Origin of the sequence: Frigoribacterium sp. VKM Ac-2530 (assembly GCF_015350835.1) — a bacterium.
GTDB lineage: Bacteria > Actinomycetota > Actinomycetes > Actinomycetales > Microbacteriaceae > Frigoribacterium.
The window spans coordinates 28,284-54,986 of record NZ_JADKSE010000002.1; the positions used below are offsets into that span (position 1 = coordinate 28,284).

The 26,703-nt window shown below is 72.4% G+C and carries 25 protein-coding genes; 4 read left to right on the forward strand and 21 right to left on the reverse strand.

What is annotated here, in order from left to right; translation table 11 throughout:
- Window positions 1-4: 4 nt before the first annotated feature.
- The 15 genes from dapF to thyX form a co-directional block, all read right to left on the reverse strand.
- Entirely contained in the window at window positions 5-883 is an 879-nt protein-coding gene (dapF, locus tag ITJ48_RS09060; protein ID WP_194613438.1) for a diaminopimelate epimerase, read from the reverse strand.
- Window positions 880-1,821: a tRNA (adenosine(37)-N6)-dimethylallyltransferase MiaA gene (gene miaA / locus ITJ48_RS09065; RefSeq protein WP_194613439.1), complete on the reverse strand. Its 942-nt coding sequence runs from the start codon at window positions 1,819-1,821 to the stop codon at window positions 880-882. Before miaA ends, dapF begins: the two co-directional genes overlap by 4 nt.
- A gap of 23 nt (window positions 1,822-1,844) precedes the next feature.
- A complete protein-coding gene (locus tag ITJ48_RS09070) occupies window positions 1,845-2,453 on the reverse strand; it encodes a regulatory protein RecX (protein ID WP_194613440.1) in 609 nt (202 codons plus the stop codon).
- Window positions 2,454-2,641: 188 nt separating this feature from the next.
- Window positions 2,642-3,703, reverse strand: coding sequence for a recombinase RecA (gene recA, locus ITJ48_RS09075; protein WP_123548702.1), 1,062 nt, complete (start codon window positions 3,701-3,703; stop codon window positions 2,642-2,644).
- 307 nt (window positions 3,704-4,010) lie between these two features.
- Window positions 4,011-4,235 (reverse strand): DUF3046 domain-containing protein, encoded by a 225-nt coding sequence (locus ITJ48_RS09080; protein WP_194613441.1) that lies wholly within the window; start codon window positions 4,233-4,235, stop codon window positions 4,011-4,013.
- A 91-nt stretch (window positions 4,236-4,326) separates the two neighbouring features.
- A complete protein-coding gene (locus tag ITJ48_RS09085; RefSeq protein ID WP_123548700.1) occupies window positions 4,327-4,635 on the reverse strand; it encodes a helix-turn-helix domain-containing protein in 309 nt (102 codons plus the stop codon).
- Window positions 4,636-4,781: 146 nt separating this feature from the next.
- Window positions 4,782-5,273 carry a CinA family protein gene (locus ITJ48_RS09090; RefSeq protein ID WP_194613442.1) on the reverse strand — a complete coding sequence of 164 codons (492 nt, stop codon included), beginning with the start codon at window positions 5,271-5,273 and terminating at the stop codon, window positions 4,782-4,784.
- Window positions 5,270-5,911 carry a CDP-diacylglycerol--glycerol-3-phosphate 3-phosphatidyltransferase gene (pgsA, locus tag ITJ48_RS09095; protein ID WP_194613443.1) on the reverse strand — a complete coding sequence of 214 codons (642 nt, stop codon included), beginning with the start codon at window positions 5,909-5,911 and terminating at the stop codon, window positions 5,270-5,272. The genes ITJ48_RS09090 and pgsA overlap by 4 nt, the downstream gene beginning before the upstream one ends.
- Window position 5,912: 1 nt before the next feature.
- Window positions 5,913-8,864 carry a DNA translocase FtsK gene (locus ITJ48_RS09100; RefSeq protein ID WP_194613444.1) on the reverse strand — a complete coding sequence of 984 codons (2,952 nt, stop codon included), beginning with the start codon at window positions 8,862-8,864 and terminating at the stop codon, window positions 5,913-5,915.
- A 76-nt stretch (window positions 8,865-8,940) separates the two neighbouring features.
- Window positions 8,941-10,170 carry an ABC transporter permease gene (locus ITJ48_RS09105; RefSeq protein WP_194613445.1) on the reverse strand — a complete coding sequence of 410 codons (1,230 nt, stop codon included), beginning with the start codon at window positions 10,168-10,170 and terminating at the stop codon, window positions 8,941-8,943.
- A complete protein-coding gene (locus ITJ48_RS09110; RefSeq protein WP_194613446.1) occupies window positions 10,167-10,976 on the reverse strand; it encodes an ABC transporter ATP-binding protein in 810 nt (269 codons plus the stop codon). The genes ITJ48_RS09105 and ITJ48_RS09110 overlap by 4 nt, the downstream gene beginning before the upstream one ends.
- Window positions 10,976-11,998 carry a biotin/lipoyl-binding protein gene (locus ITJ48_RS09115; protein WP_194613447.1) on the reverse strand — a complete coding sequence of 341 codons (1,023 nt, stop codon included), beginning with the start codon at window positions 11,996-11,998 and terminating at the stop codon, window positions 10,976-10,978. Before ITJ48_RS09115 ends, ITJ48_RS09110 begins: the two co-directional genes overlap by 1 nt.
- A 120-nt stretch (window positions 11,999-12,118) precedes the next feature.
- Window positions 12,119-13,795 carry a ribonuclease J gene (locus tag ITJ48_RS09120; protein ID WP_192041326.1) on the reverse strand — a complete coding sequence of 559 codons (1,677 nt, stop codon included), beginning with the start codon at window positions 13,793-13,795 and terminating at the stop codon, window positions 12,119-12,121.
- A gap of 100 nt (window positions 13,796-13,895) precedes the next feature.
- Window positions 13,896-14,873, reverse strand: coding sequence for a 4-hydroxy-tetrahydrodipicolinate synthase (gene dapA / locus ITJ48_RS09125; RefSeq protein WP_192169887.1), 978 nt, complete (start codon window positions 14,871-14,873; stop codon window positions 13,896-13,898).
- Between the two features lie 62 nt (window positions 14,874-14,935).
- The gene (gene thyX, locus ITJ48_RS09130; RefSeq protein ID WP_243833450.1) at window positions 14,936-15,718 is read right to left on the reverse strand and encodes an FAD-dependent thymidylate synthase; all 783 of its coding nucleotides are present in this window, start codon (window positions 15,716-15,718) and stop codon (window positions 14,936-14,938) included.
- Window positions 15,719-15,878: 160 nt separating this feature from the next.
- On the opposite strand from thyX, the gene ITJ48_RS09135 reads away from it, so the two are divergent.
- Window positions 15,879-16,784 carry a TIGR01777 family oxidoreductase gene (locus tag ITJ48_RS09135; protein WP_194613448.1) on the forward strand — a complete coding sequence of 302 codons (906 nt, stop codon included), beginning with the start codon at window positions 15,879-15,881 and terminating at the stop codon, window positions 16,782-16,784.
- On the opposite strand, the gene ITJ48_RS09140 is transcribed toward ITJ48_RS09135, so the two are convergent.
- A complete protein-coding gene (locus ITJ48_RS09140) occupies window positions 16,781-17,221 on the reverse strand; it encodes a tetratricopeptide repeat protein (protein ID WP_194613449.1) in 441 nt (146 codons plus the stop codon). The genes ITJ48_RS09135 and ITJ48_RS09140 overlap by 4 nt on opposite strands.
- Window positions 17,221-17,952: a 4-hydroxy-tetrahydrodipicolinate reductase gene (dapB, locus tag ITJ48_RS09145; protein ID WP_123548690.1), complete on the reverse strand. Its 732-nt coding sequence runs from the start codon at window positions 17,950-17,952 to the stop codon at window positions 17,221-17,223. The genes ITJ48_RS09140 and dapB overlap by 1 nt, the downstream gene beginning before the upstream one ends.
- A 55-nt stretch (window positions 17,953-18,007) precedes the next feature.
- Here dapB and ITJ48_RS09150 point away from each other — a divergent pair, with 55 nt between their 5' ends.
- A complete protein-coding gene (locus ITJ48_RS09150) occupies window positions 18,008-18,544 on the forward strand; it encodes a GNAT family N-acetyltransferase (protein ID WP_194613450.1) in 537 nt (178 codons plus the stop codon).
- On the opposite strand, the gene ITJ48_RS09155 is transcribed toward ITJ48_RS09150, so the two are convergent.
- Together ITJ48_RS09155 and ITJ48_RS09160 are read right to left on the reverse strand one after the other, a co-directional pair.
- Window positions 18,541-19,143, reverse strand: coding sequence for a histidine phosphatase family protein (locus ITJ48_RS09155; protein WP_123548739.1), 603 nt, complete (start codon window positions 19,141-19,143; stop codon window positions 18,541-18,543). The genes ITJ48_RS09150 and ITJ48_RS09155 overlap by 4 nt on opposite strands.
- Window positions 19,144-19,157: 14 nt before the next feature.
- Window positions 19,158-20,516 (reverse strand): pitrilysin family protein, encoded by a 1,359-nt coding sequence (locus tag ITJ48_RS09160; protein WP_194613451.1) that lies wholly within the window; start codon window positions 20,514-20,516, stop codon window positions 19,158-19,160.
- A 241-nt stretch (window positions 20,517-20,757) separates the two neighbouring features.
- Here ITJ48_RS09160 and ITJ48_RS09165 point away from each other — a divergent pair, with 241 nt between their 5' ends.
- Window positions 20,758-21,372, forward strand: a complete 615-nt coding sequence (locus ITJ48_RS09165; RefSeq protein ID WP_192041321.1) for a TetR/AcrR family transcriptional regulator — start codon at window positions 20,758-20,760, stop codon at window positions 21,370-21,372.
- Between the two features lie 84 nt (window positions 21,373-21,456).
- On the opposite strand, the gene ITJ48_RS09170 is transcribed toward ITJ48_RS09165, so the two are convergent.
- Together ITJ48_RS09170 and ITJ48_RS09175 are read right to left on the reverse strand one after the other, a co-directional pair.
- Window positions 21,457-22,500 carry an aldo/keto reductase gene (locus tag ITJ48_RS09170; protein ID WP_370544858.1) on the reverse strand — a complete coding sequence of 348 codons (1,044 nt, stop codon included), beginning with the start codon at window positions 22,498-22,500 and terminating at the stop codon, window positions 21,457-21,459.
- A gap of 266 nt (window positions 22,501-22,766) precedes the next feature.
- On the reverse strand, window positions 22,767-25,040 hold the full coding sequence (locus ITJ48_RS09175) for a polyribonucleotide nucleotidyltransferase (RefSeq protein WP_192041320.1): 2,274 nt from the start codon (window positions 25,038-25,040) through the stop codon (window positions 22,767-22,769).
- A gap of 341 nt (window positions 25,041-25,381) precedes the next feature.
- On the opposite strand from ITJ48_RS09175, the gene ITJ48_RS09180 reads away from it, so the two are divergent.
- The gene (locus ITJ48_RS09180) at window positions 25,382-26,629 is read left to right on the forward strand and encodes a hypothetical protein (protein ID WP_194613452.1); all 1,248 of its coding nucleotides are present in this window, start codon (window positions 25,382-25,384) and stop codon (window positions 26,627-26,629) included.
- Window positions 26,630-26,703: the final 74 nt, after the last annotated feature.

Sequence of the window (26,703 nt, forward strand, 5' to 3'; positions counted from 1 at the left end):
GACGCTAGAGGGTCAGCGCCCCGCTGAAGACGAGCTCGGCCGGTCCGCTGAGCGACACGTGCTCACCGTCGGCCCCGGGCGCGACGTGGACCCCGAGCACGCCGCCCGGCACCTCGACGGCCCAGTCGTCGGGCGCGCCCGCACCGGCCCAGTGCCGCACGGCCAGTGCCGCAGCCGCGGCGCCCGTGCCGCACGAGAGCGTCTCGCCGCTGCCGCGCTCGTGCACGCGCATGCGGATGCGGCCGATGCCGTCGACCACGAGCGGATCGGACGGGACGACGAACTCGACGTTGGCGCCCTCTGCAGGGGCAGGATCGAGCACCGGCACCCAGGAGAGGTCGAGCCCGTCGAGCTCGTCGTCGGAGGCGAGGGCGACGACCACGTGCGGGTTGCCGACCGAGAGGGAGAGGCCCGGCCTCGCCGCGTGGAGTTCTCGGGCGCGGACCGTCGGCTCGTCGTCCCCGAGCGCCCAGGCGCCGAGGTCGACCCGGAAGCCCGAGCCGTCACGCCGCACCGTGCGCACGCCGGCGCGGGTGCCGATGGTGAGGGCCGCGCCGACGGGAAGGTCGACCAGGCCGCGCTCGACCAGGTAGCGCGCGAAGACGCGGACGCCGTTGCCGCACATCTCGGCGAGGCTGCCGTCGGCGTTGTGGTAATCCATGAACCACTCGGCAGAGGGATCGCTCGCCAGCGTCGCGGCGCCGGCCGGGAGCGCGGACGAGCGGACGGCACGGATGACCCCGTCGGCCCCCACGCCGAAGCGACGGTCGGTCAAGGCGCGGATGGCGACCCCGTCGAGGTCGGTCTCGCCGTCGGCGTCGGTGAACAACACGAAGTCGTTCCCCGTGCCCTGTCCCTTGGTGAACTGGAGCGTCGTGGTCACGCGACGAGTCTAGCGAGGGCCCGCTCGACGGCCGCCGGGTCGCCGGTGGTCGACCAGTCGACGTCCGGGTACCTCGTGAACCAGCTGACCTGGCGACGGGCGTAGCGACGCGTGAGCGCCTGCGTCTCGGCGATCGCCGCCTCCTCGTCGGTGTCGCCCCGCAGCTGCGCCGCCGCCTGGGCGTAGCCGATGGCCCGGGAGGCGGTGATCCCGTCGGCGAGGCCGAGCGGCAGCAGGCCGCGCACCTCGTCGAGCAGGCCGTCGGCCCACATGCGCCGGACGCGGGCGTCGAGACGCTCGACGAGGACCGGCCTCTCCTCGGCGATCCCGACGATCGAGGAGGGACGCCACCGCCGTGCCTCGTCGGGCAGGGCCGCCGAGAACGGCTCGCCGGTGATCTCGCCCACCTCGAGGGCCCTCACGAGACGCCGGGCGTTGTGCGGTCCGATCCGCTCGGCGGCGACCGGATCGGTCTGCGTGAGCAGCTCGTGCAGCGCGCCGGGGCCGCCGCTCTCGGCCACCCGCTCGAAGCGCTGTCGCACGGCTACGTCGGTGCCCGGGAACCGGAAGTCGAACAGCACGCTCGAGACGTAGAGCCCGGATCCGCCCACCAGGAGGGGCACGGCGCCGCGCGCGAGGACGTCGTCGATCACGGCACGAGCACGGGACTGGTACCACTCGACGCTGGCCTCGGCCGTCACCTCGAGCTCGTCGAAGAGGTGGTGAGGCACTCCTCGCCGCTCGCCCTCGGGCAGCTTGGCCGTGCCGATGTCCATCCCCCGGTAGAGCTGCATCGCGTCGGCGTTGACGATCTCGGCCGGACGCCCCGCGTCGCGGAGACGCTCGGCCAGGTCGAGCGAGAACGCCGACTTGCCGGTGCCGGTCGAGCCGACGACGGCGACCACGCCGTCGCTGAGTGCTTCACCGACCGTCGACATGGTGCCCCAGTGTAGGGCGGACGTCACTCGAAGCGGACGCCGCCCCGGCTGCTGCCGCCGCGCGGCAGGGCCTTCTCGACGGCACGACGGATGGTGTCGGAGCGGTAGCCGCGACGCATGAGGTAGCCGTTGAGACGCCGCTCGGCCGTGGCCCTGTCCAGCCCCCGCAGCGAGCCCGCACGCTTCTCGGCCCATTCATCGGCCCTGGCTTGCTCGTCGGCGTCGTCGGTCTCGGCGAGGACCTCCTCGATCACGGACGCATCGATGCCCCGCGAGCGCAGCTCGGACGTCACGGCGCCCCGACCGAGGCCCTTTCGGCCCTGCTTGGTCTCGAGGAGGTTCTCGGCGAGTTCCCGGTCGTTGAGGAGGCCCACCCCTTCGAGGCGCGACACCTCGTCGGCCACGACCTCGGGATCGAGGTCGCGCGCCTCGAGCAGGGACGCCATCTCGGCCGACGAGACTCCCCGTCGGCTGAGGGCGTGGAGGCTCACGTTCTCGGCCCTGGTCCGCTGTGCGTCCAGGTCGTCGGGCTGCTCCTCGGCCTCTGCCTCGTCGCCGTGCGCAGGGGCCACGGCAGACCCGTCCGACCAGTGCTCGGTCACGGCGGCCAGCGCGGCTGCCGCGTCACGCACCGGATCCCGCCGCGCGCGGTCTCCCGACGGGTCGACAGGCTCGTCGTCGTCCCCGACAGGCGCGAGCCCCTTCGAGGGGTGGCTCGACGTGACTGAGTCTGCGCCTGTACGGCCGGACCTGGCCCCGCGGACCCCGAAGAGGGGCGTCACGGGAGCCAGGTCGTCAGCCGACTCGTCGTCGTGCGGGGTCATGCGCCCTTCCGGGCGGCGATCTTCGCCTCGATCGACTCGACGGGCGCCTCGACCGGCTTCGCCCCGCCGACACCGAGCTTGGCCAGGATCTTCTGCTCGATCTCCTGCGCGACGGAGGCGTTCTTGAGGAGGAAGTTGCGCGAGTTCTCCTTGCCCTGACCGAGCTGGTCGCCCTCGTAGGTGTACCAGGCACCGGACTTGCGGACGATGCCGTGCTCGACGCCGAAGTCGATCAGGCTGCCCTCACGAGAGATGCCGACGCCGTAGAGGATGTCGAACTCGGCCTGCTTGAAGGGCGGTGCCATCTTGTTCTTGACGACCTTGACGCGGGTGCGGTTGCCGACCGCGTCCGTGCCGTCCTTCAGGGTCTCGATGCGGCGGATGTCGAGTCGCACCGAGGCGTAGAACTTAAGCGCCTTGCCGCCGGCGGTGGTCTCGGGGCTGCCGAAGAACACGCCGATCTTCTCGCGCAGCTGGTTGATGAAGATCATCGTCGTGCCGGTCTGGCTGAGCCCACCCGTGAGCTTGCGGAGGGCCTGCGACATGAGACGCGCCTGGAGGCCGACGTGGGAGTCGCCCATCTCGCCCTCGATCTCGGCACGCGGCACGAGCGCCGCCACGGAGTCGATGACGACGAGGTCGATGGAGCCGGAGCGGACCAGCATGTCGGCGATCTCGAGCGCCTGCTCGCCCGTGTCGGGCTGCGAGACGAGCAGCGCGTCGATGTCGACGCCCAGCTTCTTCGCGTACTCGGGGTCGAGGGCGTGCTCGGCGTCGATGAAGGCCGCGATGCCGCCGCCGCGCTGGGCGTTGGCGATGGCGTGCAGGGTGAGCGTCGTCTTTCCCGAGGACTCAGGGCCGTAGATCTCGACGATGCGGCCCCGAGGGAGCCCGCCGATGCCGAGCGCGACGTCGAGCGCGATGGAGCCGGTGGGGATGACGGCGACCGGAGCCCGCTCGTCACTGCCCAGGCGCATGACGGCGCCCTTGCCGAACTGACGGTCGATCTGCGCGAGCGCCGTCTCGAGCGCCTTCTCGCGGTTCTCTGCTGAGGGCATGGTGACTCCTTCGTGGTTGCTGTCCGTGCGCCTGTAGGCTGTCGCGTCGCGCTCGGCCCGGGGGCGGCGGTCTCGACGACAAGGCTGGTGCCCCCGCGGATGCGGGAGCGGTGGAACGTCGATGCGTGAACGCTACGACCCGCCACCGACATCGCAGACGCGATCTCGGCAGGAGGTGGAGCACTCGGGCGTCGACGCCCTTGTGGAGGAAGCTACCACCGTGCCGAACGCACGTTCGAACCCGGACCCCGGCGTGTCGAACACCTGATCGCCGACGGGCTGCGACGTCGCAGGTGAACGACGACGATCAGCGACGCGGCTCGGGCAACCCGGCACCGTGCCTGCGCGCGACCGGGACGCCCTCGGCCTCGCAGAGCGCCAGCCACACCTCGCGCGGCGGCACGCCGCCGCGGAGCGCCTCGTCCGCGGTCTCGTCGCCCAGCGACGAGAGGACGAGGTCGCGGGTGACGACTCGCCCGTACGCCTCGCCGAACTCGTCCTCGACCGCCCTGCGGAACTCGCTCTTGCGCATCAGTCGAGGGTACCCGGACGCCGAGACGCCCCCGACCGGGGTCGGGGGCGTCTCGAGGCGTGCTGCACGGCAGACCGTGAGGTCGGTGGCGTCAGCGCACGACCAGGTCGGTGTCGAACTCGGCGACCATGTCGTCGGGCAGGGTGTCGGGGATCGGGTTCAGACCCTCGATGACGGCCATCCGGTCGCCCACCTCGCGCATGATCACGGAGATCGGAGTCTCGAGCGCGTCGGCGACGGACGCGAGGATCTCGGAGCTGGCCTCTTTCTGCCCACGCTCGACCTCGCTGAGGTAGCCGAGTGCGACGCTCGCCTTGGAGGCGACCTGTCGCAGCGTGCGGCCCTTCTGGAGACGGAAGTCGCGGAGGACGTCGCCGATCTCTTGACGGACCAGAACCATGGGACCCCTCCTTGCGACATAGGACCCACCGTGACGGGATTCAGGGGTGGGTGAGGAACACTGCTGTCGAGCTGGGTGCCACTGTAGCCAGCCAGCTCTGTGTGACGCTTGTGAACTCGCGAGATGTAACGAGACCGAAACCCCGGCTATTCCCGAGGCCCCGTGAGCCAGTCGTCCAGCATCGAGAGTGATTCGGAGACGGTCGCCGATCGGATGGCTGCACGGTCGCCCTCGAGGGCGAGCCTCGTGACGCGGGTCTCGCCTCCTGCGCTCAGGGCGACGTACACCGTGCCCGGCGCCTGGCCGTCCTGGGGGTCGGGGCCGGCGACCCCGGTCGTCGCGATGCCGACGTCGGCGGGCCGACCCTCGACGGCCAGCGCTCGACGTGCCCCCGCCGCCATGGCGACGGCGACGTCGGGATCGACGGCGCCCCGGGCCGCGAGCAGCGCCGCCGGCACGCCGAGCAGCGAGGCCTTGAGCGGCGTCTGGTAGGCCACGACTCCCCCGACGACGACCGCGGACGCACCGGGGACCGAGATCAGCTCGGCGGCGAGCAGGCCCCCCGTCAACGACTCGGCGACCGCGACGGTCAGCCCCTGGCGGTCGAGCTCGTGCACGACCTCGGCCGCGGTGGTCACGACGTGCGCGAGTGCTTCAGGGCGACCCGGACGTAGTCCGCACCCGACACGAGCGTGGCCGCCACGGCGGCCGTCATCACGACGGTGTTCAGGCCGTGCACCCAGTCGCCCAGCGGGACCCACAGCGGGAAGAGCGCCAGCGTCACCGCGACGGCCTGCAGCACCGTCTTGAGCTTGCCGCCCCGCGACGCGGGGATGACGCGATCGCGGATGACGACGAAGCGGTAGACGGTGATCCCGATCTCGCGCACGAGGATGAGCGCGGTGACCCACCAGGGCAGCTCGCCGAGGATCGAGAGCCCGACCAGCGCGCCGCCGACCAGGACCTTGTCGGCGATCGGGTCGACGATCTTGCCGAAGTCGGTGACGAGGTCGAGGCCCCTCGCCAGCATGCCGTCGAGGCTGTCCGTGAGGATGGCGACGACGAACAGCACGGCGGCCGCGATGCGCAGCGGGCCGTCGGCACCGTCGTCGATCAGCAGCCAGGCGATGAACAGCGGCGCCATCAGGATGCGGACGACCGTGATCACGTTGGCGATGTTCGCCGTGCTGGCCGGCCCCGCGCCGCGGCTCGCGAAGCGTCCCCGCCAGGGGAACGTCGCGGCCCGGGGTGCGTCGGGGGTTCTCTCGTCGGTCACGTCAGTCCCTGCCGGTCAGGCCCCAGGCGTCTTCCGACTCCTCGTCGCCGTCGACCTCGTCGTAGCCTCGTGTCATCTCGGCGACGGGGTCGTCGCCGTAGTCGCCCGCGCCGACCGCCGTGGGAGCCGAGGAGGCGGGGGCCGGCCCCCGGAGCCCGTCGTCGCCCTGCCCGCGCAGCTTCGCCAGCACGCCCGGCAGCTGCTCGTTGGTCACGAGCACGTCGCGCGCCTTCGACCCCTCCGAGGGGCCGACGATGTCCCGCGACTCCATGAGGTCCATCAGGCGCCCGGCCTTGGCGAAGCCGACGCGCAGCTTGCGCTGGAGCATCGACGTCGACCCGAACTGCGTGCTGACGACGAGCTCCGCCGCCGCGAGGAGCAGCTCGAGGTCGTCGCCGATGTCGCCGTCTATCTCTTTCTTCTCGACCACGGCCGCCACGTCGGGTCGGTAGTCGGGACGCGCCTGCCGGGTGACGTGCGCCACGACCTCGGCGATCTCCGCCTCCTGCACCCACGCGCCCTGGACCCGCATGGCCTTGGAGGCGCCCATCGGCAGGAAGAGCCCGTCGCCCTGGCCGATCAGCTTGTCGGCACCGGGCTGGTCGAGGATGACCCGCGAGTCGGTCACGCTCGACACGGCGAAGGCGAACCTCGACGGCACGTTGGCCTTGATGAGGCCCGTCACGACGTCGACCGACGGACGCTGCGTCGCGAGCACCAGGTGGATGCCCGAGGCGCGCGCCAGCTGGGTGATGCGGACGATGCTGTCCTCGACGTCGCGCGGGGCGACCATCATGAGGTCGGCCAGCTCGTCGACGACCACGAGCAGGTACGGGTAGGGCTTGAGCGACCGGGCGCTGCCGGCCGGCAGCACGATCTCGTTCGCGACGACGGCGCGGTTGAAGTCGTCGATGTGGCGGAAGCCGAAGCTGGCGAGGTCGTCGTACCTCATGTCCATCTCCTTCACCACCCACTGCAGCGCCTCGGCCGCCTTCTTCGGGTTGGTGATGATCGGCGTGATCAGGTGCGGGACGCCGGCGTAGATGGAGAGCTCGACCCGCTTCGGGTCGATCAGGACCATGCGCACGTCGGTCGGCTTGGCCCGCATGAGCAGGGACGTGATCATCGAGTTGACGAAGCTCGACTTGCCGGAGCCGGTGGCGCCGGCGACCAGGAGGTGCGGCATCTTCGCGAGGTTCGCCACGACGTAGCCGCCCTCGACGTCCTTGCCGACGCCGATCGTCATCGGGTGCACGCTCTTGGCGGCGGCTCCGGAGCGCAGGACGTCGCCGAGGGACACGATCTCGCGGTCGGTGTTGGGGATCTCGACACCGATGGCGCTCTTGCCCGGGATGGGCGAGAGGATGCGCACCTCGTTCGAGGCCACGGCGTAGGACAGGTTCTTGCTGAGGGCCGTCACCTTCTCGACCTTGACGCCCGGGCCGAGCTCGATCTCGTAGCGCGTGACGGTCGGGCCGCGGCTGAAGCCGACGACGCGGGCGTCGACGGAGAACTGCCGGAGCACCTCGGTGATGCTGCGCACGATCTCGTCGTTCGCCTCGCTGCGTGCCTTGGCAGGCGGGCCGACGCTCAGCGTGGAGGCCGCCGGCAGGCGGTAGGGCGCCACGGGCGAGTCGTCCTCGACGTCGAGCGACGGCGGAGCGGGCTCGTCGTCGTCGACGGCGAGGAAGTCGGCGGCGACGTCGCTCTCACCCGGCGCGGCCGCGGACGTGCTGGCCGGCACGCCGGTGGCAGGCACGGACGGCAGGACGGTCGTGACGGCCGTCGCACCGGAGGGACCGCCGGCGGCGGGACGCGCGGCGGACGTCGTGGGCGCCGGCTCGTCGTCGTGCAGCGGGACGTCGATGCCGAACGACCGCACGGCGTCCTCCGCCGCGTCGAGGTCGTGCAGCAGGTCGGCCTGGTAGACGTCGGTCGGGGCGTCGGCTGCCGCAGCCCCCGCTGCCGGGGACCCTGCGGCCGGGGCGTCGCCGCCGATGGTCGCGCCGTGGTCGACGAAGACCGGGCCGGCGGAACCGCGACGACGAGAGCCCCGCCCTCGGCGGTCCGCGGCGTCGTCGGCGCTGCTCTGGGTGACCACGGGAGTGTCGTAGGCCGGGTCTTCTTCGCGCCCGCTCTTGGTGCGTCGCCACCAGGGCAGCGCGTCGGGCTCGCCCGGCTCGCCGTCGGCGGTGCCGTCAGCCGTGGCAGCGCGAACGTCTGCCGTGGTCTCGCCGAAGAGCCAGCGGTACAGGTCGCCGAGTCGGTGGCCGATGCGGTTCGGCGGCGTCTTGGTCATGATGAGCAAGGACAGGGCGAGCAGGACGACGACGACCGGCACCGCGACCCACTCGGTCGCGAGCATGACCAGCCAGGAGGCGACGAGCCAGCCGAGCACTCCCCCGCCCGTCGCCAGGGCGCGCATGCCCTCGACGGCCTGGGGCTGGCCGCCGTAGATGTGGCAGAGCGCGCTGATCGACACGATCATCAGCCCGAGGCCGATGCCGATGCGGGTGTTGTCGTGCACGGAGGCAGGGTGCCGGAACAGCCACCCCGCGAAGAGGACCATGATGACCGGAAGGGCGTAGGCCACCCGCCCGACGAGGCCGCCGAACGTGTAGGCGTCGAAGCCGACGGCGATCGGGCTCGTGGGGTTCAGCCACTCGACCACGGCCCCGGCGATCGCCAGCAGCACCAGCAGGAACGGCACGCCGTCGCGACGCTCGGACTTGTCGAGGGACTCGCTGCCGAAGAGCCGGAAGGCACCGCCGGTCAGGTGGGCCAGGCCCATCCAGGCGGACGCGAGGACGCCGGGGCCCTCGTCGACGGGCGCCGGCGCCTTCGCGGCGGGGAGCTTCTTGGTCGCCGCGGTCGCGCCGCGGGCGGCCGAGGCACCTGAGGACGCGCCGCGCCCCGAGCGCGAGCGCGCGGTCGACTTGGTGGGCGTGGCCATGCCGTCGAGGTTACCGCCCGCCGCCGACGCCGACCGGAGGCGGTCGGCGCGGCGGGCCCCGCGCGGCCCGCCCGGCTCAGTAGCGGATGGCGTCGATGACCTTGACCCGGACGGCGACGAGGGCGGGCAGCACTCCCGCCACGGCGCCGATCAGCGTCGCGGACCCCAGGCCGATCAGGGCGGCGGTGATCGGGAACGGCGGCAGGTCGTCGACCGATCCCTGGGCGATGAAGCCCTGCACGGTCGGGTTCTGCACGACGAGCACGGCGACCATGACGCCGACCGCCCCCGCGACCACCGTGCCGGCGACGCTCTCGAGCATCACCGAGAAGAACACCCGGGGCGCCGTGGCGCCGAACGACCGCCGGACCCCGATCTCGCGGATGCGCTGCCGCACGGTGACCAGCGCGATGTTGACGAGGCCGAGCCCGCCGAGCAGCAGGACGAGCACGCCGACGCCCGTGATGATCAACTTGATGGGCAGGAACGGGTCGGAGTCGCCCGCGTACGCCGCGTAGTCGGACCTGTTCACGTCGACCTGCACGTCGTCGCCGAGGGCCGCCGCGAGGTTGCCCTGCACCATCGTGCTCAGCTGGTCGCCGGAGGACGTCGGCAGCCACATCTCGTACTGCGGCGTCTCGGCGTACCCGCCCTGCGAGAGCGGCACCAGGTCGTGATCGTCCGAGGGCAGGAGGAACAGCCCGGGCGCCTCCTCGGCGTACTGCGCCGCCGTGACGCCCACGACGACGCCCGTCACCGAGTCCGTGCCGGTCAGCAGGAGGGTGGGGTGCGAGGCGACCGGAGGGCGGCCGAGCGTGTCCCAGAGCGCCTCGTTCACGACGACCGCCGGGGCCATCCGCCGGTCGTCGCCGTCGACGAACCAGGATCCCTCGGCCATCGACACCCGGTGCATCTCGCCGTACTCGGGGTCGACGACCTGTGCCGAGACGTCGGTGAGGCCCCCGGGCAGCTGGACGGACCTCGTCGTGTAGAGGTTCTCGGACGCCCACGAGATCTGGTAGCGCGACATCGTCGAGCGGAACTCGTCGTCGAGGAGGGCGGGGTCGAGCGGGGTCGCCCCCTGGCTGTAGGCCGACACCGTGTAGGTGGCGGGTCGCCCGCCGGACTTCTCGGACGACTCGCGCGTGGACTGCTCGGCGAGGCTGCCGAGGCCGACGACGGCGGTCAGCGCGGCGACGGCCACCGCGACCCCGATCAGGCTGAGCAGCACCCGCAGCTTGTTGACCCTCAGCTCGGACCAGGCCTCGACGAACGCCCCGACGACCCCCGACAGCAGCCCGCTCACGACACGACCTCGACGGGTGCCGGGGCGGAGGAGGAAGGACTCCCCGAGGCGGAGGAGGCCGCAGGCCCGGAGGCGGTGGCGCCCGCCGGCACGAGGGCCGACGCCCCGGCCAGCCCGCTGCCCAGTCGCGCGGCCGAGAGCACCCCCGCGTCGAGCGAGTAGTGCCGGGCGGCGAGGCCCGCCACGGCCAGGTCGTGCGTGATCGTGACCAGGGCGGCGCCGGTGTCGGACGAGATGTCGTCGAGGAGGCGCATGACCGTCGCCCCCGTCTCGATGTCGAGCGCGCCCGTCGGCTCGTCGGCCAGGATGACGCGCGGGTCGCGCACCAGCGAGCGCGCGATCGCCACCCGCTGCTGCTCGCCGCCGGAGAGGCGGTGCGGCATCGAGTCGACGCGGTGCCCGAGCCCGACCTTCTCGAGCATCTCGGTCGCGATCGCCCGCCGGCGCCAGAAGCGCCGACCGCGGGCGTAGAGCAGCGGGGTCATGACGTTCTCGAGCGCCGTGCGCCCCTGCAGCAGGTTGAACTGCTGGAAGATGAAGCCCACCTGCTCGCCGCGGAGGCGGTCGCGGGCTCCCGAGCGCATGCCGCTGACGTCGACGTCGTCGAACCAGTGCGTGCCCGTCGTCGGCGCGTCGATGAGCCCCAGGATGTTGAGCAGCGTCGACTTGCCCGAGCCGGAGCGGCCGACGATGCTCACGTGCTCGCCCGCCTCGACCACGAGGTCGACGCCGCGCAGGATGTCGAGGGTCGCGTCGTCGGCGAGGGGGACCGTCTTCGTGACGCCCTCGAGCCGGATCAACGACATCAGCAGTAGACCTCTCCGGTCGTCGGGTCGACGCAGCCCTCCTGCGGGGCGACGGCACCGGGCACGAACTCGAGGACCATGTCGCCCTCGACGAGGCCCCCGGTCACCTCGACGGTCGTGCCGTCGTTGATGCCGAGCGTGATCTCCCGCTCCTCCTCGGTGCCGTCGGCGCCGACCACGGTCACGACGCCCTTGCCCGCGGCGCCCTCGACCGCGGTGAGCGGCACCGTGAGGACGTCGGTCGCGACGCCGGCAGGGATCGTCAGCTTCGTGGCGAGGCCGGCGAAGACCGTGACGTCGCCGGGGACGGCGCACGTCACCGACTGCCCCGAGACGCTCGTGCCCGACGAGTCACCGGTGTCGCCGGCGGTCGTGGTGCCCGTGCCCGAGCCGGCGCCGGCGCCGCCGACCGAGAGACCGGTGCAGGCGAACGGCGCCGGGCCGCCCTGGATGGACGCGGTGCCCTCGGCCGGCCGGCTGACCAGGCGGTAGAGCTGGTCGGCGGCCAGCGCCCCCGTGACGTGGAACGTCGGAGGCGCCACCTTCGCGACCGCGTCGCCCACGGCCACCTCCTGGTCCTTGATGACGGAGAGCTCCGTCACGGTGCCCGCGACGGGCGACGTCACCACCGCGGTCTTGACGATCGGGGCGCGCTCGGTGACCGTGCCGTCGGCCGAGACCAGCGCCTCCTGCGGGGTCTCGGAGCGCAGCGTCGCGATCTTGTCGCCCGCGGCGACGGCCTGGCCCTTCTCGACGACCACGGTCACGACCGAGCCGGCCAGCGTGGCGGGCACGGTCGAGGCGGCATCGGCCTCGACGGTGGCGTCGACCGTCACGTCGTTCGTGACGGTGCCGACGGCCACGGCGACCTGGGGCTCGACGGCCTCGCCGGTCGGGACCGCCACGGAGCCGGTCGCCGCGTCGGGCGCCGCGAAGAACGCGAGCTTGACGAGGGCCACGGCGATCACGACGAAGATCAGGATGCGGAGGATCGGGAAGATCCAGGTCTTGGCGACGCGCACGGGCGACTCCCCCTTCGGAGCAACGGACGGAACGTGCTCACCATAGGAGTCGGGGGACGACGGAGGCCTCAGCCGCCGGGATGACTTCCCGAACGAGCCGAGGCCTCGTGCCGAGCCGCGTCAGGCGCCGATGACCACCGGCACGATCATGGGACGACGACGGTGCTGCGTGTTCACCCAGCGGCCCACCGTGCGGCGCACGACCTGGCTGAACTGGTGGGTGTCCCGGGTGCCGTTCTCGGCCGCCTCGGCCAGCGCGGCGAGGATCTTGGGCATGACGTCGTCGAAGACCCGCTCGTCCTCGGCGAAGCCGCGCGACTGGATCTCGGGGCCGACGACGACACGCCCCGTCGTGGCGTCGATCGCGAGGAAGACGGAGATGAAGCCCTCCTCGCTGAGGATCCGCCTGTCCTTGAGGTCGGCGTCGGTGATCTCGCCGACGGTCGAGCCGTCGACGTAGACGTAGCCGAGGTCGAGCTGGCCGACCACCTCGGCGACCCCGTCGCGGAGGTCGACGACGACGCCGTCCTCGCCGAGGATCGTGTTCTCGCGCGGCACGCCGGTGCGCTCGGCCAGGGCGGCGTTCGCGTAGAGGTGCCGGTGCTCGCCGTGGACGGGCATGACGTTCTTCGGACGGAGGACGTTGTAGCAGTAGAGGAGCTCGCCGGCCGAGGCGTGGCCCGACACGTGCACCTTCGCGTTGCCCTTGTGCACCACCTTCGCACCGAGCTTGGTGAGCCCGTCGATGACCCGGTAGACGGCGTTCTCGTTGCCGGGGATGAGGCTCGAGGCGAGGATGACCGTGTCGTCCTGCCCGATCTCGATCTGGTGCTCGAGGTTCGCCATCCGGGCGAGGACGGCCATCGGCTCGCCCTGCGAGCCCGTGCTCATGTAGACGATGCGGTCGTCGGGGAGGTCCTTGGCCTTCTTGGCGTCGATGAGGACGCCCTCGGGCACGACGAGGTAGCCCAGGTCGGCGGCGATGCCCATGTTGCGGATCATCGACCGGCCCATGAACGCGACCCGGCGCCCGTTGGCGTGGGCGGCGTCCAGCACCTGCTGCACGCGGTGCACGTGGCTCGAGAAGCTCGCCACGACGACCCGGCGCGGTGCCCGGCGGATGACGTCGTCGAGGACCGGTCCGATGTCGCGCTCGAGGGCGGTGAAGCCCGGCACGTCGGCGTTGGTCGAGTCGGGGAGGAACAGGTCGACCCCCTCCTCGCCGAGGCGGGCGAAGGCCCGCAGGTCGGTGATGCGGTCGTCGAGCGGCAGCTGGTCCATCTTGAAGTCGCCCGTGTGCAGCACGAGGCCCGCGGAGGTGCGGATCGCGACGGCGAGGGCGTCGGGGATCGAGTGGTTCACCGCGACGAACTCGAGGTCGAACGGGCCGAGGGTCTCGCGCCCGCCCTCCTTCACCGTCAGCGTGTAGGGCTTGATGCGGTGCTCCTTGAGCTTCGCCTCGATGAGGGCGAGCGTGAGCTGCGAGCCGATCAACGGGATGTCCGCGCGGAGGCGCAGGAGGTAGGGCACCGCGCCGATGTGGTCCTCGTGACCGTGGGTCAGCACGACGGCGAGGACGTCGTCCAGCCGGTCGCGGAGGGGCGAGAAGTCGGGGAGGATCAGGTCGACGCCCGGCTGGTGCTCCTCGGGGAACAGGACCCCGCAGTCGACGACGAGCAGCTTGCCGTCGATCTCGTAGACGGTCATGTTGCGCCCGATCTCGCCGAGGCCGCCGACCGGGATGACCCGGAGCGTGCCGTCCTCGAGCTTGCGCGGGGTCTTGATGGTCGTGGGCATCGTGTCCTTCGGGTCGAGGTCGGGGCTCGTGCCCCGGGGATCGAGGTCTCTCTCGGCCCGCGCGCCGCGCCGTCGACACGGCCGGCGGCGTGCCGCGTGGTCAGCGCGTGGTGCCGTGCACCTTGGGCAGGGCACCGCCGGCCGCGGCGTTGCGGTCGGGGCGGAAGCGGCTGAGGTCGAGCCCGGGGATGTCGCCGACGTGCGAGAGCTCGTCCTCGATGAGCGCCGCCTCGCTGTCCTCCGGGCCGACGAGCGGCAGGCGGACACGGGGGCTCGAGATGCGGCCGAGGCCGTGCAGGATGTACTTCGCCGCGACCGTGCCGGGCACGTGCGTCATGACGGCGCGCACCAGCGGCTCGAGCATCTTGTGGGCTGCCGTGGCCGTGTGCAGGTCGCCTGCGTTCACGGCGTCGATCATGGTGCGGTACGGCGCGGAGACGATGTTCGCCGTCACGCCGATGAGGCCCGAGGCGCCGATCGCCAGGTGCGGGAGCACGTTCGCGTCGTCGCCCGAGAAGTAGAGCAGGTCGGTCTGGTTGATGACGCGGCTGACCTCGGCGAAGTCGCCCTTCGCGTCCTTGACGGCGACGATGTTCGGGTGCTTCGCCGCGCGCAGGAGGGTCTCGTACTTGATCGGGATGCCCGTACGGCCGGGGATGTCGTACAGGATGACCGGCAGGTCGGTCGCGTCGGCGATCATGCGGAAGTGCGTGAGGACGCCGGCCTGCGTGGGCTTGTTGTAGTACGGCGTGACGATCATGACGCCGTCGGCACCGGCCTTCTCGCTGGCCTTGTACAGCTGGATGGCGTGGGCGGTCTCGTTCGAGCCGCCGCCCGTGATGATCTTCGCGCGACCCGCGGCGACCGACTTGCCGACCTCGACGAGCTTGAGCTTCTCGGGGTCGGTCAGGGTGCTGGTCTCGCCCGTCGTGCCCGTGACGACGATGCCGTCGGCACCCGCCGAGACGCAGTCGTCGATGTGCTTCTCGACCGCCGGCCAGTCGACCTCGCCGTCGGCGGTGAAGGGGGTGACGAGAGCGACGAGGACCTGCCCGAAGGGGTTGCTGATGTTCGACACGTCGACCAGCGTACTGTCTCGCCCCGCGCGGATCGCCCCTCGGAGGGTCAGGGTCGACCCGGTCAGGGGGCGACGCGGCCGTTCGTGCCGAAGGCGGCGTAGGTGAGCGGCATGAGCTCGGCCCAGATGTCCTCCATCTTCTCGGCGCACATCTCGATCTCGCGCTGCGGGAACGACGGGAAGTGCGTGCCCTCGCGCTTCGTGCGGAGGCTGAGGAAGTTCATCAGGGACCGCGCGTTCACGGTGACGTACATCGACGAGTAGATGTTCAGGGGCAGGACGATGCGGGCGACCTCGCGGGCGATGCCCTCGTCGAGCATGCGCTTGTAGGCCGCGTAGGCCTCGCGGGAGGTGCGCTCGGTCTCGGACCGGACGAGCTCGCTCTGCTCGGGCGTGCCGGGCAGGAAGTCGTAGGCGCCGGGCTTGCCCACCTGCTGCAGGTTGCGGGTCGCGGCGGGGACGTAGAAGACGGGGTTGAGCTCGCGGTAGCGACCGCTCTCTTCGTTGTAGCTCGCCATGCGGTGCCGCATGAACTCGCGGAACACGAAGATCGGCGCCTGCACGTAGAAGGTCATCGAGTTGTGCTCGAAGGGCGAGCCGTGGCGGTCGCGCATGAGGTAGTTGATCAGGCCGGCGCCCTTGGTCGCCTGGGCCCCGTCGGCCGAGGCCTGGGCGCCCTCGAGCGTCTGCTCGCCCATGGTCGAGACACGCGCCGCGAAGAGGACGTCGGAGTCGTGCGCGCTCGAGCGGACCAGCTCGACCGTGACGTCGCTGCGGAACTCGACGGGGTCGGCGGCGGTCTCGGGAGACGAGGAGGCAGGGGTCACGGCGTCGGCATCAGTCACGGCCACGACTCTACCTCCGACCACCGACGAGCCCCGATCGGCGGCCGGCTCGGCCCCGCGGCCCGGGGGCCGGCGCCCGGTCGACCGGGAGGAGGCGCGGCTACGCTCCCGGGGAGGCGCACATCCCCTGCGCCGCACCTCCTCGAGAAAGACCGGGCCCATGACCGCCGACTCCCTCACCGTCCTCGTCTCCGGCGCCTCCGGCCTGGTCGGCACCGAGCTCCGACGCCAGCTGGTGGCCGCGGGCCACACGGTCGTCGCGCTCGTCCGGCGCGAGGCCCGCGACGAGGGCGAGGCGACGTGGGTGCCCGCTGCCGGGATCGTCGACCGCACCCTGCTCGACCGGGCGGACGCCGTCGTGAACCTGAGCGGCGCCTCCCTGGGCCGGCTGCCCTGGACCACGGGCTACAAGCGCGAGATCCGTGACTCCCGCGTGACGGCCACCGCCACGTTGGCGCACGGCATGGCCGGCGCCGAGCGGCCGCCCGCCGTGTTCCTCAGCGGCTCGGCCGTGGGCATCTACGGCGACCGCCCGGGAGAGCGCCTGACCGAGCAGAGCCCCCGCGGCAGCGGCTTCCTCAGCGACGTCGTCGCCGACTGGGAGGCCGCGACCGCCCCGACGCCCGACGCCACCCGTGTCGTCCACCTGCGCACCGGCGTCGTCGTGGGCCCCGGCGGCGCCATGGCCCCGTTGCTGCCCCTCACGAAGCTCGGCCTCGGCTCGCGCCTCGGCACCGGCGACCAGTTCTGGCCGTGGATCAGCCTGCACGACGAGGCCGCGGCCATCGTGCACCTGCTGACCTCGAGCCTCAGCGGCCCCGTCAACCTCGCCGGCCCCACGCCCGCGACCAGCGACGCCCTGACGCGACGGCTCGCCAAGGACCTGGGACGCCCCTACGCGCTCACGGTGCCCGAGGTCGTCATCAGCACGGCGATGCAGGAGGCGGGTCGCGAGATGCTGCTGCCCAGCCAGCAGGTCGTGCCGGAGGCGCTGCTCGCGGACGGCTTCGCCTTCCGTCACCGCACGGTCGACCAGGCGGTCGACGCGCTGGTCGGCAGCCGCTAGGCCGCGGACCGCATCCGCGACGCCTTGCGGACGGCCTGTCGGGCCCGCCTGCGGTCGCCGCACGCGTCGTAGGCCAGGCCGAGCCGGAACCAGGCGCGCCAGTCGTCCGGGGCGTCCTCGACGGCCTGTGCCCATCGGGGGAACGCCGCGTCGGCGGCGGCGCGTTCGTACCGGCCCGAGGCACGGCGCGGGACCTCGTCCACCGGCAGCTCGCCTGCCTCCTCGAGCTCGCGCACCATCTGCTGCGTGTGCACCCCGAAGCGCAGCTCGGCGACCAGCGCGAAGATGCCGAGCACGGGCAGCACGAGCAGCGCAACGCCGAGCACGACGGCCACGGGCTCGCCGGTCATGACGAAGAGGTACGCGCGCTGTGCGACGAGCACGACGTACAGGAGGAGGAACAGCGCCATGACGAGCGCCGCGGTGCGGCCCTTCATCAGTCGAGCGGCAGCACGCTGTCGAGCCCCACGACGACGCCCTCGACCCGGGGTGCCTCGGCCATGGCGACGAGCAGCCCCTGCTCGTAGGCGCGCTGCGAGATCGTGTCGTGCGTCAGGGTGAGCGTCTCGCCCTCGCCGCCGAAGACGACCTCCTGCTTCGCGACGACGCCGCGGAGGCGCATGCTGTGCACCGGGACGCTGGCGACCTGCTGGCCGCGGGCGCGCTGGTCGGAGAAGGGGGCGGAGACCGGGCCGAGCTCGCGGCGCGCCTCGGCGATGAGCTCGGCGGTGCGGACGGCCGTGCCGGAGGGCGAGTCGACCTTGCCCTGGTGGTGCGCCTCCACGATCTCGACGCTCTCGTAGAAGCGCGCCGCCATCGTGGCGAACCGCGTCGCGAGGACGGAGCCGAGCGAGAAGTTCGGGACGACCAGGACGCCGGGGCCGCCGACGTCGGCGACGACGGTGCGGAGCTTCGCCACCCGCTCGGCGTTCCAGCCGGAGGTGCCGACCAGGACGGGGAGGCCGGCCCGGACGACGTGCTCGACGATGCCGGGGCTGACGGCCGGGTGCGTCACGTCGACCACGAGGTCGGCACCGCGCACGTCGTCGAGGTCGTCACGGGAGGAGAGGCCGGCGTGCAGCTCGAGGCCCGGGGTGCGCCGGACGAGGTCGACGACGAACGAGCCGAGCGTGCCCGTGGCTCCGACGACGGCGATCTGGGAGGTCATGGGCTCCAACCTACCCGGCGGCGCCCGGGGGCCCGCCCGACCTAGCATGGTGCGCATGCCCCGGTTCCGTGCCGTCCCCGTGTCGTCCCCTGCCGCCGCCGACCTGCTCGAGGCGTACTTCGCCGAGCGCCGGGAGACCTTCCCGTCGGGGAAGGGCAGCTACCGCACCGCGTCACCGTCGGACGCGACCTTCACTCCCCCGGCCGGGTCGTTCCTCGTCGTCGAGGACGAGGACAAGGACGCCGGCGCCGGATCCGCCGCCGAGCCCGGCACGGTGCACGCCCTGGCGTGCGGCGGAGTCCGCCGCATCGACCCGACCGAGGAGGGGCTGGTCCGGTACGAGGTCAAGCACGTCTACGTGCGCCCGGAGGCCCGCGGGCGAGGGCTCGGTCGCCTGCTGATGGCCGAGCTCGAGGAGGTGGCCGCCGGCCTGGGCGCGGACCTGGTCGTCCTCGACACGAACGAGAGCCTCCTCGCTGCCGGTGCCCTCTACCGGGCGACCGGCTACCGCGAGGTCGAGCCCTACAACGACAACCCGAACGCGACGACCTGGTTCGCCAAGCCGGTGGTGCCCCGCGAGCCCGTCAGCTAGATCGGCTGCTCGACCGGCAGGCCGGTGCGCAGCTCGACGGGGAGGTGGCCCAGGTCGTTGTGAGTCACGAGCTCCGGCGGCTTCGCCGACCGGACGCGGATGATGGTCAGGCCGGCGTTGGCCTGGTTCACGCCCATCCAGCGCCAGTCGGGAGCCCCGAAGACCTCGCGCACGAACCACCCGATGACGAAGTTGTGCGTGATGAGCAGGTCGTGGCGATCCTCGCGCGAGGGCGTCAGCCACTCGGACACCGCGTCGGCCATCTGTGCCTGGCCTGCCTCGATCTCGTCCTCGGTGACGCCGCCGAAGAAGGGCTTGTAGGCGGACGGCATGTCGGCCGTCGGGCCCGACGGCACGCAGTCGAAGAGCAGGGTCGACGGCTGCGACTCGAGGGCCGGGAGCCGCTCGGTCATGATGCGCGCCGTCTCGGCCGCCCGCTCGAGCGGGGAGTGCCAGGCGGCGGAGAACGGGACTCCCCCGAGCCGCTCGGCGAGGAGGCGCGCCTGTCGCTTGCCGCGCTCCGACAGCGGGCCGTCGGGGAGCCCGTGCTCGGCGTCCTGTTGCTCGCCGTGCCGGACCAGGTACAGGTAGTGGGACACCGTCGTCTCCTGACTCATGGGGTTGCCGCCGCCGACGTCGTCGTCGGGGGCGTGAAGGAGGATCCGCCGACGTCGCCGACGACCACGGTCGAGAGGGGGCCGGACCGGAGCTCGCGAGCGAGGTCGCGCACGTCGTCGAGGTCGACGCGCCCGAGCCGGGCGAGGGAGGCGTCGAGGTCGACGAACTCGCCGGTGGACAGCTCGGCCCGGCCGAGGCGGTTCATGCGGGTGTCGCTGTCCTCGAGCGCGAGGGCGGCAGCGCCGCCGAGCTGGCCGAGCGCCCGCTCCCGCTCGAGCTCGGTGACGCCCGACTCGGCGACGCGGTCGAGCTCGTCGAGCATGAGCTGCCCGACCACCTCGACGTTGCTCGGCGTGCAGCCCGCGTAGAGCCCGAACAGCCCGGCGTCGGAGTAGCTCGGCGCGAACGAGTACACCGAGTAGGCGAGGCCGCGCCGTTCGCGGATCTCCTGGAACAGGCGGGACGACATGCCCCCTCCCAGGACCGAGTTGAGGACGGCGAGGGCCGGGCGACGGTCGTCCGAGGCGGAGATGCCCGGCATGCCCAGCAGGACGGTGGCCTGCTCGAGGGGGCGGCGCACGACGAGGGTCGGCTGGCTCGGCGTCGGCACGACGAGCTCGGACGAGCGTCGGGGCACGGGGGCGGCTGCCTCGGTCGACCAGGGGGACCTCGTGATCGCCCGCTCGAGCCGCTCGACGACGTGGTCGTGGTCGACGGCCCCGGCGATCGTGACCACGAGGTCGCGGGGCCGGTAGTTCGCCAGGTAGTGGGCGTGCACGTCGTCGCGTCGCGCCTCCTTGATGCTCTCGGGCGATCCCCCGATCGGGCGCCCCAGCGGGTGCTCGCCGAAGACGGACTCGAAGAGCCGCTCGCCGGCCACGTCCGCGGGGTCGTCGTCGGCCATCGCGAGCTCCTCGAGGATCACGCCCCGCTCGGTCTCGAACTCGCCGGGCTCGAGGGCGGAGGAGGTGAGCATGTCGGCGAGGACGTCGACGGCGTCGTCCAGGTCGACGTCGCGCACCCGGGCGTAGTAGCAGGTGTACTCCTTGGCGGTGGCGGCGTTGTGCTCGCCGCCGACCGACTCGAAGGCGACCGCGATGTCGAGGGCGGAGCGCGTCGCCGTCCCCTTGAAGAGGAGGTGCTCGAGGAAGTGGGTGGAGCCGCGCTCGCCGGGCTGCTCGTCGCGGGAACCCACGGCGACCCAGAAGCCGACGGTCGCGCTGCGGGCCCCGGGCATCTGCTCGGTGAGGACGCGGACGCCCGTCGGGAGGAGGGTGCGCCGCACGAGTGCGTCGCCCGTCGCGCGGAAGGAGAGCTCGACCGAGTCGAGTGGGAGGGAGACCGGGCCGTTCATCGCGTCGAGCCTACGGGACCGCACCTCGGCACGGCCCGACCGTCGGAGCTGGCACCCGAACTGGGGGACGGTCGTGCGGACAAACAGACGGTTCAGTCTGTCCTCCGCGGTGTTAGAGTCGAGGGACCGCCGGCGAGACACCCCCTGCCTCGCCGTCGGCGGCTGGTCGGAGGTCATCCGGCGGTCCGGAGCAGACGTCCCCCGCGCTGCTCCAAGCCGATATGCCTCGAGGAGCCACGCTGTGACGGTCGATTCCCCCCCTCCGGCCGTCCAGCGTCTCCCGGGGCGGCCCCGTGCCGACCAGACGACGCCCGGCGCCCGGGACCGCGTCCTGACGACGGCCGACCGTCTCTTCTACGACGAGGGCGTCCGCGTCGTCGGCGTCGACCGCCTCATCGCCGAGGCGTCCGTGACGAAGGCCACGTTCTACAAGCACTTCGGCGCGAAGGACACCCTCGTGCTCGAGTACCTGCGCGTGAGGCACGAGCGTGCCGTCGCCGGGCTCGAGGCCGTCGTCGCCGCGTCCCCCGGCGGCGCCGCGACCGTCCTCGCGGTCGTCGACGAGGTCGTCGCGTCACTGCAGTCGCCTCGCTTCCGCGGCTCGGCCTTCGCCAACGCCGCCGCCGAGTTCAGCGACCCGACCCACCCGGTCCGCACCGCCGTGGCCGAGCACCAGGAATGGCTCACCGACGCACTCGTCGAGCTCTTCAAGGACGCCGACCACCCGATGCCCGGCGACGCGGCCGACGACTTCCTGCTGGCGCTCGACGGCGCGCTCGTGGGCGCGTACTGCGGCGACGCCATCGCGGCGTCCGCAGCGCTCCGCCGGACGGCCGAGCGCCTCCTGCCGGCCTAGCCCGCCGCCGCTCCCGGGCCGGTCGAGCAGGTCGGGCCCGTCGAGCGGCTCAGGCCCGTCGCACGGACCGGGCCGACCGTTCCGCTAGGCGGAGACGCGGTCGAGCTCGAGCACCTGGGTCCGCGTCAGCTTCACCGTGGCCGCCTGCGCGAGCTCGACGACCTGCTTGGCGTTCGTGGCGCTCGCCACGGGCGCCACGACGTGCGGCTTGGCGAGGAGCCAGGCCAGGGCCACGGCCGCCGTCGAGACCTCGTGCGCCGACGCGACGCTGTCGAGCTCGTGCAGCACGCGCAGCCCCTTCTTCGTCAGGTAGCCGGAGACCCCGCGCCCGCGCTTCGTGCCGGCGAAGTCGGAACGCGAGCGGTACTTGCCGGTGAGGAACCCGCCGGCCAGGGCGAACCGGGGCATGACCCCGAGGCGCAGCTGAGCGGCGACGCGCGCCAGGCCCTTCTCGTACTCGGTGCGGTGCATGAGGCTGTACTGGTTCTGCAGGGCCACCATCGGGGCCACGCCGAGCATGCCGGCGGCGATGCGCGCCTCGTAGAGCCGGTTGCCCGAGTGGTGCGACCCGCCGAACCAGCGGACCTTGCCCGCGCGGATGAGGTGGTCGACGGCGAGCAGGGTGCGCTCGAAGGCGACCTCGGTGTCGTCGACGTGCAGGTACAGGAGATCGATGTGGTCGGTGCCCAGGCGCTCGAGGGACGCCTCGACGGCGCGCTCGATCGAGCGCGGCGAGAGCCCGGGAGCGTCCGCGCCCTTGCCGACCTTCGTCGAGACGACCATGTCGTCGCGTGATCGGCGCGAGCGCATCCACGAGCCGATCATGACCTCGCTGCGGCCGCCCGCGTAGCTGTCCGCCGTGTCGACGAAGTTGCCGCCGTGGTCGTAGTAGGCGTCGAGGACCGACATGGTGTCGGTCTGGTCGGCGGTCCAGCCGAAGACGTTGCCGCCGAGCGCGACGGGGAAGACCCGGAGGTCGGAGACCCCGAGTCGACGTCGAGGCTGGATGATGCCGAGGTCGACGGGCACGGTCGCGTCGCCGACGGTCTCGGGGAGGCGTGCCGGCAGGTCGACGGGAGATGCGGAGGGCGTGGTGGGACCGGGGATGCCCGCCGACGTGTTCGTCACTCCGTGCCCTTCGTGGTCGTGGCGTCGTGCGCGTGGGTACGCCGGACGACCACCTCGATGTGCCGCCTGAGATGGCCCGGGAGCACCGTGCTCGCTCCTGGTGCAAGCGTACGTGCTGAGGTCGCCGCGCGCCTGCCGCCGCACCCGATCGTTACGAGATCCGGCACCCCGAGTTCGGGGGCTGCCCCAGGAGGGCCGGCACCGACGACGGAGCGCCCGCCCCGACGTGGTCGGGACGGGCGCTCCGGCTGAATGCCGTTCGGGGACTAGACCTCGACGGACTCGTCGTTCGACTGCTCGGCGGCGCCGCTCGAGTCGGTGTCCGCCTCGTCGGCGACGACGGGAGCGAGCGACAGCTTGCCGCGGTCGTCGATCTTGGTGATCTCGACCAGGATCTTCTGTCCGACCCCGAGGACGTCCTCGACGGCCTCGACGCGCTTGCCGCCGGCCAGCTTGCGGACCTCGCTGATGTGCAGCAGGCCGTCCTTGCCGGGGAGGAGCGAGACGAAGGCGCCGAACGACGCGATCTTGACGACCGTTCCGAGGAACTGCTCGCCGATCTCGGGGTTCGTCGGGTTCGCGATCGCGTTCACCTGGGCGCGAGCGGCCTCGGCCGAGGGACCGTCGACGGCGCCGATGTAGACCGTGCCGTCCTCCTCGATCGAGATGTCGGCACCGGTGGTGTCCTGGATCGAGTTGATCGTCTTGCCCTTCGGGCCGATGAGCTCGCCGATCTTGTCCTGCGGGATCTGGACCGAGATCACGCGGGGCGCGGTCGGGGCCATCTCGTCGGGCGCGTCGATGGCCGAGTTGAGCACGCTCAGGATGGCGGTGCGCGCCTCCTTGGCCTGCTTCAGGGCGGCGTCGAGGACGGCGGTCGGCAGACCGTCGAGCTTCGTGTCGAGCTGGATGGCCGTGACGAACTCGGACGTGCCGGCGACCTTGAAGTCCATGTCGCCGAGGGCGTCCTCGGCACCGAGGATGTCGGTCAGCGCGGCGTACCGCGTCTGGCCGTCGACCTCGTCGGACACGAGGCCCATCGCGATGCCCGCGACCGGCGCGCGCAGGGGCACACCGGCGTTGAGCAGCGACAGGGTCGAGGCGCAGACGGAGCCCATCGACGTCGAGCCGTTGGAGCCGAGGGCCTCGGACACCTGACGGATGGCGTAGGGGAACTCCTCACGCGACGGCAGCACCGGCACGAGGGCGCGCTCGGCGAGGAAGCCGTGCCCGATCTCGCGGCGCTTCGGCGATCCGACGCGGCCGGTCTCGCCGGTCGAGTAGGGCGGGAAGTTGTAGTGGTGCAGGTAGCGCTTCTTGGTGACCGGGCTCAGCGAGTCGATCTGTTGCTCCATCTTGAGCATGTTCAGCGTGGTGACGCCCATGATCTGGGTCTCGCCGCGCTGGAAGATGGCGGAGCCGTGCACGCGCGGGATGACCTGCACCTCGGCGTCGAGCGGACGGATGTCGGCGAGGCCGCGACCGTCCATGCGGACCTGCTCCGTGAGGATGCGGTCGCGGACGACCTTCTTCGTCGCCGACTTGTAGGCGGCGGAGACCTGGCCGGTGGCCTCGGCGGGCAGCTCGCCCGCGTCGACCTTGGCCGAGATCGCGTCCTTGACCTTGCCCTTGAGCACGTCGTCGGCGTCCTGGCGCTCGGTCTTGCCGGCGATCTTGTAGACCTCGGCGAGCTCGGTGCCGGCGGCCTCGGTGACGGCCGCGAGGACCTCGTCCGTGTAGGGCAGGAAGACCGGGTAGTCGGCGATCTCCTTGAAGGCCTGCGCGGCCATGGCCGACTGCGCGTCGACGAGCTGCTTGAGGAACGGCTTGGCCGCCTCGAGGCCCTGGGCCACGACGGCCTCGTCGGGCTTGGTGGCGCCGCCCTGGATGAGGCCCCAGGCGTGCTCGGTGGCCTCGGCCTCGACCATCATGATGGCGACGTCCTCGTTGCCCGCGGCGTCGGTGACGACACGGCCGGCGACGGTGAGGTCGAAGACGGCCTCCTCGAGCTGCGAGGCCTTGGGGAAGGCGACCCACTGGTCGCCGATGAGCGCGAGGCGCACGCCGGCGATCGGGCCGGAGAAGGGCAGGCCGGAGATCTGGGTCGAGGCGCTGGCGGCGTTGATGGCCAGGGCGTCGTAGAACTCGTCGGGCGCGATGCTCAGGACGGTGATGACGACCTGCACCTCGTTGCGGAGGCCCTCGACGAACGAGGGACGCAGGGGCCGGTCGATGAGACGGCAGACGAGGATGGCCTCGGTGGAGGGGCGACCCTCACGGCGGAAGAACGAGCCGGGGATCTTGCCCGCGGCGTACGAGCGCTCCTCGACGTCGATGGTGAGCGGGAAGAAGTCGAAGTTGTCCTTCGGCTTCTTGCTCGCGCTGGTGGCCGAGAGGAGCATCGTGTCCTCGTCGAGGTACGCAGCGACGGCTCCCTGAGCCTGCTGGGCGAGACGGCCGGTCTCGAATCGGATGGTGCGCTTGCCGAACTTGCCGTTGTCGAGGACGGCTTCGCCGAACTTGATCTCTGGACCCTCCATGTGGGGGCTACTCCTCTTTGTTTTGCATCGAGGCCCCGTGTGGGCATCGATGTGCAGCGGGAGCGGGCGGCGAGGACGGCGTGAGGACACGCACGTGCAGCAACGCGACGGAGGCGGCGGCACGTCTGGTCAGCGGAAGAAACGGTCGGACCCGCCCCGCGACCCCGTGCTCGGGACTCTCTGCGTGCACGTGTCGGGGCGTTCCGCCTGTCACCACCGGCGACCAGCAGCCAGACCGGCCTGCTCCGAGGGCGATGGTAGCACCCGGCCCCTCGGGGACCAGGGAGGCGACCCCCGCTCGGGGCGGCGCCCCGGGCCGGAGCCCCGGCTAGGGTCGACGGATGCACGCACCGCGCCTCCCCCGCCGCCCGGGGTCGAGCGCGGCCTCCGCGATCGCGACCGCGGTCGCCTGCTCGGCCGTGCTCGTGCTGAGCGCGGGCCTGCCCGCCGTCGCCGTGGAGGCGCCGACCGGGGACGCCGCGTCGGTGCAGCAGCAGATCGACGCGGTCGTCGGCTCGCTCGACGAGCTGGAGGCCGGCGCCGCCGACGCGAGCGAGCGCGCCGTGGTCGCCGAGGGCGCAAGCACCCGGGCCTCCGACGCCCTCGCCGCGGCTGCGGCGCTCTCGGACCAGCTCGACGCGCGGTCCGCCGAGGCCGAGTCGACCGAGGAGGCGGCCCACCGGCAGGCTGGACAGCTCGCCGCGCACCTGGCCCGCGCCGGCAGCGGCGCGTCGACGACCAGCGTGCTGCTCGGCTCGGACCACCCGGACGAGGTGCTGCGCCAGCTCGGCACCCTCACCCAGCTCGGGGACCGCTGGCAGGGGGTGCTGGCGGACGCCACGACGAGCAGCAACGAGCTCGCCTCGCTCCGCGACCAGTCGGAGGCCGCTCGCGCGGAACGCGAGCGCCTCGCGACGGAGGCGGCGCAGGAGGCGTCGGCCGCCTCCTCGGCACAGGCCGCGGCCGACGGCGCGGTCGCGTCGGCGACGAGCCGCACCGACGACCTCTACTCTCAGCTCGCCGCGCTGCGGCAGAGCACCGCCGACGCCGAGCGCACGGCCCGGCGGGATGCGGCGGTCCTCGCCAGCACCGAGCAGGCCGGCGCGGCGGCGGCTGACCGAGGGGCTGCCTCCGGCGGCAGCGGGGCAGGGACGTCGGCACCGCCTGCCGGCGCTCCGGCACCTGCCGCGCCTAGGCCGGCCCCCGCACCGGCACCCGCGCCTGCACCGGCTCCCGCACCGGCACCGGCCCCGGCACCGGCTCCTGCACCGGCTCCCCCGGCCGGGGTCGTCAACGATCCGGCCGGCGCGAAGGCGTACGCGGCGTCCAAGATCGGCACGGGGTCCGAGTACACCTGCCTCGTGCAGCTCTGGAACAAGGAGTCGGGCTGGCGGACGAACGCGCAGAACCCCACCAGCGGCACCTACGGCATCCCGCAGGCGAACCCGGGCAGCCTGATGGCCTCGGCAGGGCTGGACTGGCGGACGAACTACCGACCCCAGGTCGACTGGGGCCTGAGCTACATCGCCGGTCGGTACGGCACGCCGTGCGGCGCCTGGGGCTTCTTCGTGCGGAACAACTGGTACTGAGCCGGCCCCGCCGCTCTCCGTCGCGGATCCTGGCTGCAGCTCGGACGAGAACGGCCCCCGCCCTGCTGAGCAGG